Raw genomic sequence first — 14,277 nt, 5'->3', positions numbered from 1 at the left:
ACCGAGGCGGTGACGCTGTCCGGCCTGGGCGGCGTGGCGGGCGTACTGCTCGGGTTGATCGTCACGAGCGGGTACGCCCACGCACAGGGATGGCCACTCGTACTCCCCTGGCCCGCCATCCTCGGCGGCGTCGCCGCATCCATCGCCATCGGCGCACTCGCCGGCCTGTACCCGGCCGGCCGCGCGGCACGACTACCACCCACCGAAGCACTGAACTCGGGCTGAGGACCGGACACGGGCGGGATCGGCCGAGCCGGCCGGATCGGGTCCGGATGTCGTCCGGACGGAACCTCGGCAGAGTCCGGGCACCGGCTGGGCACTGATCGGCACTGATCGGCACCGATTCGGTATCGGCCCGGCACCGACCCGGCTCGGATCCGTACCGCGTTCGGCTCGACCCGGCCCGTTTCGATCCCATCGGGGTGTCGTCCGGCGCCGATTGCACTTCGGTACAGCCGTCCGCAGCCAGTCGCGATCGCCCTCGACCCGAAGCGCCCTCCGTTGAAGCCGCCCGTTCGTGGATTCCACCATCCGCGATCGGGCGGCTTCGCTACGTGCGACGTCCGAATCGGCTCCGGCGCTCGCGGGGGGATGCCCCCCAACGCCGATTCCTGCCGATCGTGGCTTCGGCTTGGGAGGCTTGTCGAGCCCTGGGGCGCGCGCGCTTCGAGCGAGGGGCGAGCGCCTGGCTGGACGACTGGGAGACCCGGCCCGGCGACGGCCTCGTTCTCAATCTCCGTGGGCCATACACCTAGGCGGCGTTCTCCTCCGGGCGGGGAAAGAAGGGGAGTTCGAGGTAGACGCGGTCGGCGGCGGCGAGGATGGCGGAGGCGTCGTCGACCGGTGGGTGGATGGCCTGGTTGATCCATGCCTTGATGGCCGCGCCGTCCGCGCCCGAGGCCATCACCTTGCGGTCCCAGCCCCGGGTGAAGATCGCGCCGGCGCCGCCCAGGTCCAGGCAGGTGACGTACGGGCCGGGGGTGAAGTCGCGCAGTGGCAGGTCCAGCAGGTCGGCCGCCGCGTTGTACCCGGCGACCTTGCCGAGCGGGGTGGCGTGTTGGCATGCCTGCATGACCGTGTGCTCGGCGTCGTACGCCGCCGCGGCCGTGTCCCCGGCGACGAACACGTCGGGAAGCGCGCGCAGCCGATGGTCCACCGGCACCCGGCCGAGGTCGTCGAGCTCGGCGGAGATCTGCCGGGTCAGTTCGCCGGCCTTCATCCCCACGCACCAGACCACCGCGTCCGCCTCGACCCGGGTGCCGTCGGCGAGGACGGCATGGCTTGCTCCGACCTCGGTGACCGTGGTCTCCAGGCGGCGTTCGATGCCCAGCTTGTCCAACGCCGCCTCGATCTCCTCGCGCGGGCCGGGACCGAGTTGGTCGGCGACCACCTCCGATCGGTCCACCAGCAACACCCGGCCTCGGGCGGCCAGTGCGGTCGCGGCCTCCAAGCCGACGAAGCCGGCGCCGACCACGACGGCGGAGTAGTCCGCGCGGTCGCGCAGATGGTCGGTGAGTCGCCGGGCGCCGTCCAGGGTGTCGATGTCGAAAAGCCGTTCGGCGCCGGGCAGGTCCTTCGGCGTGACGAGTTTGCTGCCGGCAGCCAGCACCAGGCGGTCGTAGGCGATCTCCTCGCCGTCGGCCACCAGCACGCGGCGATCGGTGTCGATCGCGTCGACCCGGGACCGCACATGGCGGACGCCGATCGGATCCAGGATCCTGGCGAGCTCCACCTTGGCCAGATCCGGCTCCGGCTCGTACAGGCGCGGCCGGAGCACCAAGTGCTCGTTGGGCGCGACGAGGGTGATGCGCAGGTCCGCGTCCCCGCGTGCCAGTGCCGCTCCCGCCGCGCTCCACACACCCGCGAAACCGCCCCCGATGATCACCACGTGTGCCATCCCGTCGTCCTCTCTCGTGCGTCGTCCCCTCATGGAGGGGCTTCGGCAGGGAGACAAGACAGCGGGTTCAGATGTGACCGACGCGGGCGAGCTTCTCGGGATTGACGAGCCTTCTGAACGTCGTGATCCGTCCGTTGGCGACTTCCACGGTGTCGAGCCAGACCGGTTCACCGCCGCTGTAGGTGACCAGGGCCGGGTGCCCGTTCACCTCGAGGATCCGGAACGCGTCCGGGCGCCTGATCCGGATCTGCCCGACCGCGAGCAGTGCGATCGTCTCGGCGCCGTGAACCGGCCTGCGCGCGGCGGTCGCCTTGCCTCCGCCGTCCGCGATGTAGACGGCGTCGGGATCCAACAATCCGACAAGTTCGGCAATATCCCCCGCGTCGGCCGCGGCCTTGAACGCTTTGAGGACGCGTTCGGTCTCGGCCTTGCTCGCCCGGGGCCGCTCCCGAACCTCGGCGACCCGCGCCCGCGCACGGGAGGCGAGCTTGCGGCCGGCGGCGGGTGTACCACCGAGCACCTCGGCGATCCTGGCGAACGGGAAGTCGAAGACGTCATGCAGGACCAGTGCGACGCGTTCGGCGGGAGAAAGCGTCTCCATCACCACCAGCATCGCGGTGCCCACCGACTCGTCCATGAGCACCCCGACGGAGGCGTCCGGGCCGGTCACCAGCGGCTCGGGCAGCCATGGACCCACGTAGCACTCGCGTCGGACCCGCGCGGATTTCAGCACGTTGAACGACATTCGGGCGGCCATCGTCACCAGCCAGGCCCGCAGATTCCGCACCTCGGACACATCCTCGGCGGCACTGCGCAACCAGACCTCCTGCGCCACATCCTCGGCATCCGCGACCGTACCCAGGATCCGGTAGGCCGCCCCGAAGACCGCAGGGCGATGCGACTCCCAGTCGGTCTCCGTCAACGTGCCGGTGAGTTCCAACCCGGTCTCCCTGTCCTTCGGATCGGTTCGGTGCTGGACCTGCGATCCTAGGCAAGCCACTCCCCCATCCCGGGCCGGGGTCGGCCACGCCGGCGCGAAGCCCGCCGCGGGTACGGAGGGATTCGGGCCGGCTGAGCAGTTGCGCGTGCAGCCCGGTGTTCTCCCGGAGCGCCGTGTCCAACCACGCGCGGCCCCGGCGAGGGCCGGGGCCGCGCGGCTTTCGGTGGTCCCTATCGTGCGGTGAGCGTCCACACGGTGTGTGTGCCGTCGGAGGCCACGGGCTCGACGGGCTCGACGGGCGCGTCGCCGCGTACGGAGGGCGGCTTGTGGAGTTCGGCGGCCGTGACCTTGGGGCCATCGGGGCTGCCCAGGCGTACCTCGCCGCGCTTGAGGGCGTCGGCTGCGCTGATCTTCGGCTTCGGCGTGCTGCTCGCGGAGGGGCTGTCGGTGGAGGCGGCCGAAGGGGCGGGGAGCCACTCGTTGTTGGAACCCACCCAGGCGCCGCGCCAGGCTGTGCCGTCCCATGCGTAGGCGGCCGTGAACGAGGCGTGCCAGCGGCCGAGACCGCAGTGGCCGGTGCTTTCGTACCCGACGCCGAACGTGCCGGCGGGGTTCCGTGCCGGTCCGGCCTTGAAGCAAGGCACCCAGACGCCGGCGGGCATGTCGTAGACCGTGAAGCTCGTGAAGTCACGAAGGTCACGCAAGCGGCCGGGCTCGACCGGCCGACGCACCACCCACCCGACGGCCTCGCGGGCGGCCGGCGTCCCGACCCGCCTGGTGAAGCCGGACAGGTCTCGACCTCAATTTGGGCGCGAAACGCGGGAGCACAGGTTCGGCCGCCTCCCCCGACAGTCCCTGACGGCTTTGTGCCGTAGGGCCGTTCGGCCCTTCACGCCACGCGTGGTCGGCGCGAGCGTGGGAACGAGCGGAGTTCAGACGACGCACGAGAGGAAGACCGATGACGATGGCGATTCCCGAAAGTCCGGACCTGACCACGGTCGACGCATGGTGGCGGGCGGCGAACTACCTCGCGGTGGGCCAGATCTACCTGAGTGGGAACCCGCTTCTGACCGAACCCCTGCGCCCCGAACACATCAAGCCGCGCCTGCTCGGGCACTGGGGCACCTCCCCCGGCCTGAACCTGATCTACGCCCACCTGAACCGGGTCATCCGCGAACGCGGCACGCACGCCCTGCACGTCACCGGCCCCGGCCACGGCGGCCCCTCCGCACTCGCCGCGTCGTGGCTGGACGGCACCTACAGCGAGCGCTACCCGAACGTCCCCCAAGACGCGGACGGCATGGTCGCGCTCTTCCGCCAGTTCTCCTATCCGGGCGGCGTCCCCAGCCACATCGCCCCCGGCGTACCGGGCTCCATCCACGAGGGCGGCGAACTCGGCTACAGCCTCTCGCACGCCTTCGGCGCCGCCTTCGACAACCCCGATCTGGTCGTGGCGTGTGTGATCGGCGACGGCGAGGCCGAGACCGGGCCGCTCGCCGCGTCCTGGCACGGCAACAAGTTCCTCAGCCCCCGTACCGACGGCGCGGTGTTGCCGATCCTGCACCTGAACGGCTGGAAGATCGCCAACCCGACGCTCCTCGCCCGGATGCCGCGCGAGGAACTGGACGCGCTGCTGACCGGCTACGGATGGCGCCCCATCCACGTCGAGGGCGACGAACCCGCCCGCGTACATGCCGCGTTCGCCGCCGCGCTGGAGGAGGCGCTCGACGACATCACCCGGCTCAAGGCGACCGCGCAGGGGCGCCCGAGGTGGCCGGTGCTCGTCCTGCGCACCCCCAAGGGCTGGACCGGACCGGTTGCCGTGGACGACCTGCCCGTCGAGGGCACGTGGCGCTCGCACCAGGTTCCACTGGCAGGAGTACGCGAGAACCCCGAGCACCTGGCCCTGCTCGAGACGTGGATGCGCTCCTACCGGCCCGACGAACTCTTCGACGAGGGCGGCCGGCCCACCCCGATCGTGCTCGCCAACGTGCCCGCCGGCGACACCCGCCTGGGCGCCGTACCCGAGGCCAACGGGGGCACCGTACTGCGGGACCTGCCGCTGCCCGACCCGAACGCCTTCGCCGTCAAGGTGGTCGAACCCGGCGCGTCCTCGTCGGAGCCGACCCGGGCCCTGGGCGAGTACCTGCGCGAAGTCTTCGCCCGCACGGCGACCCGACGCGACTTCCGGCTGTTCGGCCCGGACGAGACCGAGTCCAACCGACTCGGCGCCGTCTACGGTGCGACCGCCAAGGCCTGGCAGGAACCGATCACCGACCTCGACACCCACCTGGCGCCCGACGGCCGGGTCGTGGAGATCCTCTCCGAACACACCTGCCAGGGCATGCTCGAGGGCTATCTCCTGACCGGGCGGCACGGCGTCTTCTCCTGCTACGAAGCCTTCACCCACATCGTCTCGTCCATGTTCAACCAGCACGCCAAATGGCTGCACGCCTGTCGCGAGATCGGCTGGCGCCCACCCATCGCCTCGCTCAACTACCTCCTCACCTCCCACGTCTGGCGCCAGGACCAGAACGGCTTCTCCCACCAGGACCCCGGCTTCGTCGACAACGTGATCAACAAACGACCCGAGGTCGTCCGCGTCTACCTGCCGCCGGACACCAACACCCTGCTCTCGGTGAGCGACCACGTATTGCGCAGCCGCGGCCTGGTCAACGTGATCGTCGCCGGCAAGACGCCCAACCCCGACTGGCTCACCATGGACGAGGCCGTCCTGCACTGCACCCGCGGAGCCGGGGTCTGGGAATGGGCCTCCAACGACGACGGCGACCCGCAGGTGGTCCTGGCCTGCGCCGGAGATGTACCCACCCTGGAAACCCTCGCCGCCGTCGACCTGCTCCGCCGACACCTGCCCGAGCTGCGGGTGCGCGTGGTCAACGTGGTCGACCTGATGCGGCTGACCCCCGAGAGCGAACACCCGCACGGCATGCCCGACACGGAGTACGACGCGCTGTTCGGCACGGACGTTCCGGTCATCTTCGCCTACCACGGCTACCCGTGGCTGATCCATCGCCTCGCCTACCGCCGCCACAACCACGACCAACTGCACGTACGCGGATATAAGGAATACGGCACCACGACGACCCCGTTCGACATGGTCGTCCTCAACGACATGGACCGCTACCAACGCGTGATCGACGTGATCGACCGCGTCCCCGGACTGGGTTCGCGCGCCGCGACGGTGCGTCAGGCCATGGCCGACGCACGCACCCGGCACCACGCCTGGATCCTCGACCACGGCGAGGACATGCCCGAAGTCCGCGACTGGACCTGGCCGAACGACCCGCCTGCCGGCCGCTGACCCACGCCGGGGCCCGCACCGGAGTCCGCGCCACCCGCATCGGGACGCGTCGCCGAGTCCTTCGCGGGCCCCGGCACGTGGTCCCGCCCGACACCCGGCCGCCGGCTGCTCCGCCGGCCCCATCGGCGGGTACTGCCTGCGCCACGGCAGCACCCCCGGTGGTATTCGTCCCCACGCCGAACGCCTGATCCCGCGCACCGCCGAACGTGCGAACCCGGTGATCGGGTTCGGGCGTTCGGCGGAAACAGTCACGCCACGAAGCGGCGACCGGCTGTCGCCGCTCCCCGGGGGTTGACCGTCGGGCCCTCGCGGGGCCGAAAGCTCCCTGCCGCCGCGGAGGTTGCACGGCAAGGCACCCCGCGGTCACCCACGACCGGCCGTCGGCGTTCGGTGGTACAGCGTCACGGGTGTGTACGGCCACGTCGGCGTGAAGGGGGCCAGGGCCCGTCGAACGGCACCTCGGACGCGGCGGACGGCGGTGGCCGTCGGGGACGCCCCGACCGTGACGTCCGCGAGGACCATGCCCTCGCGCACCGTCAGGTCGACGTGCACGTCGGCGGGGGCGGTCACGCCGGCGAGCGCGAGGGACACGGCCCGGGTCACCACGCGGTGGGCGGTGGGGCCCACCGGGGAGAACGCCGTGCGACAGGCCGACTCGACGTCGGTTCGGCGACACACGACGTCCGCGCGCGCGAGCATCGCGTCGTGTGTGTCGACGGGTCCGCAGACCACCAGTGGAACTCCGGCCACGAGCGCGCACATCGCCCCCTGCTCGCGCTCGGTCCGCGGCCCCGCGTTCGCGCGCACGTCCACGACGACGTCGATGTCCGGGGCGAGCAGGGGACAACCGCGTCCGGCCGCCCACGCCACACAGGGCTCCTCCGGTTCCGCCCCCGGTTTCTCGTGACAGCGCAGCACGGTGTGTCCGGCCTCGGCCAGATCCGTCGCCACCTGCCGGCATCCGCCCGAGTGCGACTCGGTGATCACGATCTTCAGTCCCCGTCGGTGCACGATCCCTCCCCTGGGTCGCGTCCCAGACTGTCCGCTCCCCCGGGGATCGGGACAGGGCCGAACGCCTCTCCGGGGATGACTCGTTCGGACCTGCGGCCCGCCCCCTCGCGTGTGCGCGCGCGCCGGCCCACTCCGGGTGGCGCGCACCGTGGCGCCGCAGGCTTCAGCTCGCCGCCTCGCGGGTTTCGCGCGCGATCCACACATCCTCGCCGGCGGTGACGACCACGGTGCGTACCTGCGCGCCCGCCTCGCCGATCTCGGCATCGGCCCGTGTCCGGGCGTTGGCCTCGAGGTTCACACGCACCCCCAGGAAGCGCAGTTCGGCGGCGACGTCGGCGCGCAGCGTGTCGTCGTGCTCGCCCACACCGCCGGTGAAGACCAGGACGTCCAGGCCGCCCATCGCGGCGGCCATGGCGGCGATCCTGGTGCGCACCCGATAGGCGTAGATCCCGCGCGCGAGCCGGGCGCGTGGATCTCCCGCGTCGGCGTCCGTCCGGATCGCGCGCATGTCGCCGCCGTGCCCGGCCAGCGCGCTCAGGCCCGCCCCGTGCTCCAACACCCGCTCGAGCTCGTCCAGTTCGATGCCGTTACGAAGCAGCCACACGAGCATGCCCGGGTCCAGGTCGCCGGCGCGGGTGGCCATCACCAGGCCCTCGGTCGGCGTGAAGCCCATCGTGGTGTCGACGCAGATCCCGCCCCGGATCGCGGCCAGCGACGCCCCGGCGCCGAGATGGCAGCTGACCACACGCGCCGACGAGGGTTCCAGACCGGTCAGTTCGCATGCTCGGGCCCCGGCGTACGCGTGCGAGAGCCCGTGGAAGCCGTAGCGGCGCAGGCCCCATTCGGCGCGCCACGCCTCGGGGAGCGCGTAGGTGCTCGCCTCGGCGGGGAGCGTGTGGTGGAAGGCGGTGTCGAAGCAGGCGACCGCGGGCAGTTCCGGACACAGCTCACCGATCGCGTCGATGCCGGCGATCGCCCGGCCTTGGTGCAGAGGCGCGAGCGGGCGCAGCGCGGCGATCCGCGCGTACACCCGCGGATCCAGTCGTGCCGGGCCGGTGAACTCCGCGCCGCCGTGCACGATCCGGTGTCCGACGGCGTCGACGGTCCCGGCCGCGCGCACGAACTCGGCGATCTCCTCGGGTGGAATCGTTTCGGCGCAGCTCAGGTTCGAGGTGCACGCGATGGTGTCGTCCGGCTCGACGACCGACAGCTTCAGGCTGGACGAGCCGGCGTTGACGACCAGGACACGCCCGCAGGCGACGGCGCTCGTGGAAGAGGCTGCGTCAGCAGGCATCGCGCACCACCGTGTCGGCCAGGGCGCGCAGCCGCTCGCGATCGGCGGCGAGTGCCGCGTCCATCGGACGCCCGTACCAACGCGCGACGGGTCGCCACCACGGGCGCCGTGCGGCGTGCGTTTCGGCTTCGCGTACGCACCATTCGAGGTCGGCCAGGACCAGGGACATCAGCACCGGCGACGAGGTGGCCGCGCCCGGTGGGAGTCCGATGTCCATCGAGCGCAAGTACAGCGTGCACGCCTTCGTGCGGCGACCGACGAGGCGACGGCGCGCGGACGTGGGGGTCGTTCCGGGGTGTGCGAAGAGGAACACGGCAACCGCCTCCTGAGATCCGGGCATCGAGACGCTTCCCAGGACAGCGCACTTCACGCCGGCACGCCCGGGCCGAACGGCCCTGCGCCTCGGGTAGCGCGGCCCTACCCGGGATCGGCGGCGGCACGCTGAAGGTGTCCGCCCGCCCATACGGACCGGCGCGCCGAACCCGGACGTCCTCGGACCCGCTGTCGGCTCCGAGGACATCGACGCGTCCGCCGGGGCACTCGGGCCCGTCGTCTCAGGTCCTGTGTCGCTCGGCGTCCTGGTGCAACTCGGTCGCGTAGACGGCGGCCTGGACGCGGCGCTCCAAGCCGAGCTTGCTCAGTACCGCCGAGACGTAGTTCTTGATGGTCTTTTCCGCCAGGCCGAGGCTCTCGGCGATCTCGCGATTCGTCTGGCCCTGCGCGATGTGCTCCAGCACCTGCTTCTCGCGTTCGCTCAGCCCGGTGGGGCCGGGTTCGGCGGTGGGTCCCTTGCGTACCCGATCCAGGACGCGCGTGGTCACCGCCGGGTCCAGCAAGGATTGGCCGGCGGCCACCGCACGCACGGCCGCGATCAGGTCCTGTCCGCGGACCTGCTTGAGCACGTAGCCGGCCGCGCCCGCCATGATCGCCGCGAACAGCGCGTCCTCGTCGTCGTAGGAGGTCAGGATCAGCGCGTTGATCTCGGGAAAGCGGGAACGCACCTCGCGGCACACGTCGATGCCGCTGCCGTCGGGCAGGCGTCCGTCCAGGATCGCGACGTCCGGACGCAGCGCCGGGATGCGCCGCGTGGCCTCGGCGGCGGAGCCCGACTCGCCCACGATCTCGATGTCGGATTCGCCACCGAGCAGGTCGGCGAGGCCCCTGCGGACCACCTCGTGGTCGTCGAGCAGGAACACGCGAATGGGCGGTGTCGGCACGGCCCTCCTCCGAAGGTCAGTCGTGACTCCATGGTCGGACGTCGAAGACGCCCGTGCCCGTCACCGTAGCGCGGGCGGTGCAGCCCCGGCAGAACGGTCGACAGATCGCGGCCGGTCGGGACGCGGATCACCGTGCCGTCCGCGTCCACGACGAACAGGGCGTCGCGGCGGTGCTTCAGGAGTTCCTCCCCTGCCGCGATCACGTCGGTTTCGGGGACGACGAAGGTGGTCTCGGTCCCGGCGAGGGCGTGTCCGGCGGTGTGCTGTTCGAGACCCGGCGGATCCAGGGCCCACACCGCGGCGAGGTCGCGGATCGGACCGAGCACCCGATCCCCTCGACGACGCCGCTACCCGGAATCACGATGGTGTCCATGTGGCGAGGGGCAGACGGGCCCACCAGGGTTTGACACCATGGGCCCGAAAGCGTTTCCGCGGGTAACCGATGCTTGGAGGAGTGGTTGTGGCGTCGGACGAGCGACCGGCACTGCCGCGTATGCGCCTGGACGAGCTGCTGGACGAGCTCCAGGCGCACGTGGAGGTGGTCCGCGCGACCCGGGATCGGGTGAACGGGCTGCTGGAGGCCGTCCTGTCCGTCGGCAGCGACCTGGACCTGGAGACCGTGCTCCGCCGAATCGTGGAGTCGGCGGTGACCCTGGTCGACGCCCGGTACGGCGCCCTCGGGGTGATCGGCGACGAGGAACGACTCGCCCGGTTCCTGCCCGTGGGCATGGATCCGGAGACCATCCTGAAGATCGGCCCGTTCCCCACCGGGCGCGGCATCCTGGGGCTGATCATCCGCGACCCGCATCCGCTGCGCCTGCACGACCTGTCCGAACACCCCGATTCGTTCGGCTTCCCGGCCGGCCACCCGCCGATGAACACCTTCGTGGGCGTGCCGATCCGCATCCGCGACACCGTTTTCGGCAACCTCTACCTCACCGAGAAACGCGGCGGGGCGGACTTCGACGAGGAGGACGAGGCGGTCCTGCGCACGCTCGCGGCGGCGGCCGGCGTCGCGATCGACAACGCCCGCCTGTACGACGACGTCCGCCGCCGCGAACGCTGGCTCGGCGCAAGCTCGGAGCTGACCCGGAGCCTGCTCTCCGGCAACGCCCCCACCGACGTCCTGCGCACGTTCACCAGCACCATCCGGGACATGGCCGACGCCGACCTGGTGACCTTGGCCGTGCCGGTACACGGGACGGACGATCTGGTCGTCGAGGCCGCCTCGGGCCCCTTGGCGGACCGCGTCCGCGGCTTGGTCCTGTCCGGCGGGAGCACCCTGATGGGCAAGGTGTTCAGCTCCGGCGAGACGATCGTCAGCACCGACATCGGCCACGATCCGGGTGCGGTGGTGGCCACTGCCGCGGGTTCCGATCTCGGTTCGGCGTTCCTGCTGCCGCTGGGCACCCACGAGCGCATCCGAGGTGTGCTTCAGGTCGCCAACCGAGTGGAGCGGCCGCAGTTGTCGGACGCGGTGGTGCGCATGGTCACCGGCTTCGCCGACCACGCGGCACTGGCCCTGGAGATCGCGGAACGCCGCCGCGACGCCGAACTCCTGACGGTGTTGCAGGACCGCGACCGCATCGCCCGAGACCTGCACGACCTGGCCATCCAACGCCTGTTCGCCACCGGCATGACCCTCCAGAGCGCGACACGCTTCATCGACCACCCCGAAGCCCTCGAGCGCGTCGAATCCGCCGTCGACGCACTCGACGACACGATCAAGGTCATCCGGTCGACGATCTTCTCCCTCAAGGCCCGCGGCCGCGACACCGGCGTCGGACTGCGTTCCCGCTGCCTGCGCGAGGTCGACGCGGTCACCGAAATGCTCGGCTTCGCACCGACGTTGCGCGTCGACGGCCTGCTGGACACCCAGGTACCGGAACCGATCGCCGCCGAGGTGATCGCGGTGCTGCGCGAAGCACTCGCGAACGCGGCCCGCCACGCCCACGCGAGTCGGGTGGAGGTACACATCGAGACCGACGGCGACCACGTGCGGCTGCGGGTGCGCGACGACGGCGTTGGCCCACCGGCGCACCCGACCCGCGACAGCGGGTTGGCGAACATGCGCGAACGGGCCGAATCCCTCGGCGGCACCTGCTCGTTCGGGCCCGCCCCCAACGGCGGAGCCCTCCTGGAATGGCGCGTCCCGCTGGGCTGACGCCAACAATCGCCGCCATCTCGTCTCGGACGGGACACGGGATCTGCCCCCGACCGCACAGCCGATGCCGACGGGGCCGTGACCGGTCCGACCGGCCCGGTCCCCATGCCGAACGGGCCCTACGGCAGCCCTTCGGAATGCCCTGACATGGACAACAGGCGGGCTCTGCCGGGGTGTTGTCGTTACCCGCTTCGCTCGTGGTGATCGGCAGCCGGGGCACGAACGCATGGGCCGGCCTGGAATTCCGGCTGCGGGCGGCCGCCCCCGATTCATTGCGGTCGACCGCCCCTTTTCGGTGGGCGCCTGCGTGGCTCACCCGCAACGCCACACGGGCAACCGGCTGTTGGACCCGACAGGTCGGGCCGGTCGGCCCTGGGGCGGGCACCGGGCAGGCGGGACATTGAAGTCACGGCCCAGGAAGGCACGTTCGTGGCCGGGCGCCGGGCACCGGGTCCGGCACCACCAGGGAGGGAATCGACATGGCAACCTCACGCGACCACCGGCTGTCCCCGCGCTTGCACCTGCCGCACCGCTCACCCGCGGCATCCCGCCGTACGGACGACGAGACCACGCCCGACGTCTCGGCCGGCTCATCGGCGATCGCCGCCACCCGCAACGCCGAGGTCGCCGTGGCGGGACTGCGGGTCCTGTTGGGCTTCGTGTTCCTGTGGGCGTTCCTGGACAAGACGTTCGGCTTCGGCTACGCCACCGCGAGCGGCAAGGGTTGGCTCGACGGCGGCTCCCCCACCAAGGGTTTCCTCTCCCACGTGGACGTCGGCCCGATGGCCGGCACCCTGCGCGACTGGGCCGGCGAGCCCTGGGCCGACCGGCTGTTCATGCTCGGTCTGCTCGGCGTCGGCGTCGCGCTGGTTCTGGGCATCGGTCTGCGTCCGGCGGCCGTCTCCGGTACCGCCATGATGGCGTTGATGTGGATCGCCGAATGGCCGCCCGCCAAGCACCTCGACAGCGGCAAGCCCAGTTCCTCCACGAACCCTTTCACCGACTACCACGTCATCTACGCCATCTCCCTGATCGCCCTCGCCGCGGTCGCCGTCGGCAGCCGGCTCGGCCTGGGTGCCCTGTGGGCCCGCCTGCCGATCGTCCGCGACCACCGCTGGCTGCTCTGATCGCCACACGACCCGGTCGGGCGCCGTCCACGTGACGGGCCCGGCCGAATCTCGTGTGTCGGGCCACCCGGATCCGATCCCACCCCGACGGCAGGCGAAGCCGTGCGGACACCGCCTTCGCAGCCGAGGAACCCACCCCCGCGCAACGACCGGACACCACACCGACTCGGCCGATCCCGTACGCGGCGAGCCGCGCGAGCCGATCCGGCAATGGCTCGCCCCCTCGATCCCGGGCGCCGCACCCGCCTCGACCTCGGTGGACCTACGCGCGCACGGACGATTCCGAGTACGCCGAACGTGGTGTCCTTTCGTGTCGCGGCAGACCCTGCCCCCGCCCACCGCCTTGCCCTGGGACCCGCGCGTCCGCGGCCGGCCGGCCCCCGCCGCTCGACTCCTCGTGCCGTCCGCCCGCCGTGCGGGATGCCGAGCCGGCTGGTGGGCCCCATGCTGGAACTGCCGGACAAGATCGCATGGCTTGCGGGCACGGGCGTCGCCCGCGCCCGTGCACCGCTGCGCGTTCTCGGTCGTCGCCGTGTTCTCCCGGATGCGGCATCCTCGGAAGGGATCAACGAAATGGCGAAGCCCGACTCGGTGTTCATCTACATCGGGACCTACCCGGACCAGGCGGCGGCGCGGGCCGACTACGACGTCGTGAAGGACCTGCACGCGCTGGGTGCGGTCGGCGGCTACGACGCTTCGGTGGTCACCAAGGACGACGCGGGCAAGGTGCACGTCAACAAGGACGAGACGTCCACGCGACACGGCGCATGGGGCGGCGCGGCGGTCGGCGCGCTCGTCGGCATCCTGTTCCCGCCGGCGATCATCGGCACAGCCGCCGTGGGGGCCGCCGTGGGCGGGGTGGGCGGCCACCTGTGGCGCGGCATGTCCCGTGCGGACGTGAAGGAGTTCGGCGAGCTCATCGACGAGGGCGAGGCCGCCCTGGTCGTCGTCGGCGAGAGCACGCTCCAGCACGCGTTGGCCAAGGCGGAGCTGAAGGCGGAGAAGAAGGTGGCCAAGGAACTCGACGTGAGCTCGAAGGACATCGACAAGGCCGTCCGGGACGCCACCACCGAAGTTTCCTGACCCGACCTCGCACAAGGATTTCCCGGCCGGGACGCCGCCGACCACGACGCCTCGGCCGGGAGGCCCGGTGTCTTCTGATCGGCCACCTCCGCCCGCTCGCGGACCGAGGACAGGCCGCCCGCCTCGCCCGGGCCGGGGCCGGCAACATCGCCCCGGCGACGCGTCCGGGGCCTGCCCCCACCGGTGGACACGTGCTTCGCAAGGCCCCGCTCGGGCGCGCTG

General features: G+C 71.6%; 13 protein-coding genes. 6 read left to right on the top strand and 7 right to left on the bottom strand.

What is annotated here, in order from left to right; translation table 11 throughout:
* On the top strand, positions 1-225 hold a 225-nt coding region (locus tag ACIRL2_RS49310), incomplete at its 5' end, for an ABC transporter permease (protein ID WP_402241990.1).
* A 526-nt stretch (positions 226-751) separates the two neighbouring features.
* On the opposite strand, the gene ACIRL2_RS49305 is transcribed toward ACIRL2_RS49310, so the two are convergent.
* From ACIRL2_RS49305 to ACIRL2_RS49295, 3 genes are all read right to left on the bottom strand, one after another.
* Positions 752-1,897, bottom strand: coding sequence for an NAD(P)/FAD-dependent oxidoreductase (locus ACIRL2_RS49305; RefSeq protein ID WP_395874704.1), 1,146 nt, complete (start codon positions 1,895-1,897; stop codon positions 752-754).
* Between the two features lie 67 nt (positions 1,898-1,964).
* The gene (sigJ, locus tag ACIRL2_RS49300; protein ID WP_402241987.1) at positions 1,965-2,837 is read right to left on the bottom strand and encodes an RNA polymerase sigma factor SigJ; all 873 of its coding nucleotides are present in this window, start codon (positions 2,835-2,837) and stop codon (positions 1,965-1,967) included.
* 230 nt (positions 2,838-3,067) lie between these two features.
* Entirely contained in the window at positions 3,068-3,541 is a 474-nt protein-coding gene (locus ACIRL2_RS49295) for a hypothetical protein (protein WP_402241984.1), read from the bottom strand.
* Positions 3,542-3,795: 254 nt separating this feature from the next.
* On the opposite strand from ACIRL2_RS49295, the gene ACIRL2_RS49290 reads away from it, so the two are divergent.
* On the top strand, positions 3,796-6,159 hold the full coding sequence (locus ACIRL2_RS49290; protein WP_395874710.1) for a phosphoketolase: 2,364 nt from the start codon (positions 3,796-3,798) through the stop codon (positions 6,157-6,159).
* A gap of 363 nt (positions 6,160-6,522) precedes the next feature.
* Here ACIRL2_RS49290 and ACIRL2_RS49285 read toward each other — a convergent pair whose 3' ends face one another.
* The 4 genes from ACIRL2_RS49285 to ACIRL2_RS49270 form a co-directional block, all read right to left on the bottom strand.
* Positions 6,523-7,170, bottom strand: a complete 648-nt coding sequence (locus ACIRL2_RS49285; RefSeq protein ID WP_395874712.1) for a hypothetical protein — start codon at positions 7,168-7,170, stop codon at positions 6,523-6,525.
* A 163-nt stretch (positions 7,171-7,333) separates the two neighbouring features.
* The gene (locus ACIRL2_RS49280; protein ID WP_395874714.1) at positions 7,334-8,464 is read right to left on the bottom strand and encodes an acetate/propionate family kinase; all 1,131 of its coding nucleotides are present in this window, start codon (positions 8,462-8,464) and stop codon (positions 7,334-7,336) included.
* Positions 8,454-8,681, bottom strand: a complete 228-nt coding sequence (locus ACIRL2_RS49275) for a hypothetical protein (RefSeq protein WP_402241980.1) — start codon at positions 8,679-8,681, stop codon at positions 8,454-8,456. The genes ACIRL2_RS49280 and ACIRL2_RS49275 overlap by 11 nt, the downstream gene beginning before the upstream one ends.
* Positions 8,682-9,018: 337 nt before the next feature.
* Positions 9,019-9,681, bottom strand: a complete 663-nt coding sequence (locus ACIRL2_RS49270) for a response regulator (RefSeq protein ID WP_395874718.1) — start codon at positions 9,679-9,681, stop codon at positions 9,019-9,021.
* 53 nt (positions 9,682-9,734) lie between these two features.
* Between ACIRL2_RS49270 and ACIRL2_RS49265 the strand changes: the two genes are divergently transcribed.
* The 4 genes from ACIRL2_RS49265 to ACIRL2_RS49250 all read left to right on the top strand — a co-directional run bounded on the left by ACIRL2_RS49265 (position 9,735) and on the right by ACIRL2_RS49250 (position 14,055).
* The gene (locus ACIRL2_RS49265) at positions 9,735-10,088 is read left to right on the top strand and encodes a hypothetical protein (RefSeq protein ID WP_402241977.1); all 354 of its coding nucleotides are present in this window, start codon (positions 9,735-9,737) and stop codon (positions 10,086-10,088) included.
* Between the two features lie 86 nt (positions 10,089-10,174).
* A complete protein-coding gene (locus ACIRL2_RS49260) occupies positions 10,175-11,845 on the top strand; it encodes a GAF domain-containing protein (RefSeq protein WP_402241992.1) in 1,671 nt (556 codons plus the stop codon).
* Between the two features lie 479 nt (positions 11,846-12,324).
* A complete protein-coding gene (locus ACIRL2_RS49255) occupies positions 12,325-12,972 on the top strand; it encodes a hypothetical protein (protein WP_402241976.1) in 648 nt (215 codons plus the stop codon).
* Between the two features lie 573 nt (positions 12,973-13,545).
* The gene (locus tag ACIRL2_RS49250) at positions 13,546-14,055 is read left to right on the top strand and encodes a DUF1269 domain-containing protein (RefSeq protein ID WP_395874399.1); all 510 of its coding nucleotides are present in this window, start codon (positions 13,546-13,548) and stop codon (positions 14,053-14,055) included.
* Positions 14,056-14,277: the final 222 nt, after the last annotated feature.

Source organism: Embleya sp. NPDC127516 (assembly GCF_044765325.1).
GTDB lineage: Bacteria > Actinomycetota > Actinomycetes > Streptomycetales > Streptomycetaceae > Embleya.
The sequence above is the reverse complement of the archived record's forward strand: the minus strand, read 5'-3'. Positions and strand labels throughout refer to the sequence as shown.

What these genes read in the sequence shown, in the direction of transcription:
- ACIRL2_RS49290 (WP_395874710.1), top strand. Translation starts at nt 3,796, where the DNA reads ATGACGATGGCGATTCCCGAAAGTCCGGACCTGACCACGGTCGACGCA.
- ACIRL2_RS49305 (WP_395874704.1), bottom strand. Translation starts at nt 1,897, where the DNA reads ATGGCACACGTGGTGATCATCGGGGGCGGTTTCGCGGGTGTGTGGAGC.
- ACIRL2_RS49255 (WP_402241976.1), top strand. Translation starts at nt 12,325, where the DNA reads ATGGCAACCTCACGCGACCACCGGCTGTCCCCGCGCTTGCACCTGCCG.
- ACIRL2_RS49260 (WP_402241992.1), top strand. Translation starts at nt 10,175, where the DNA reads ATGCGCCTGGACGAGCTGCTGGACGAGCTCCAGGCGCACGTGGAGGTG.
- ACIRL2_RS49280 (WP_395874714.1), bottom strand. Translation starts at nt 8,464, where the DNA reads ATGCCTGCTGACGCAGCCTCTTCCACGAGCGCCGTCGCCTGCGGGCGT.
- ACIRL2_RS49275 (WP_402241980.1), bottom strand. Translation starts at nt 8,681, where the DNA reads ATGGACATCGGACTCCCACCGGGCGCGGCCACCTCGTCGCCGGTGCTG.
- ACIRL2_RS49250 (WP_395874399.1), top strand. Translation starts at nt 13,546, where the DNA reads ATGGCGAAGCCCGACTCGGTGTTCATCTACATCGGGACCTACCCGGAC.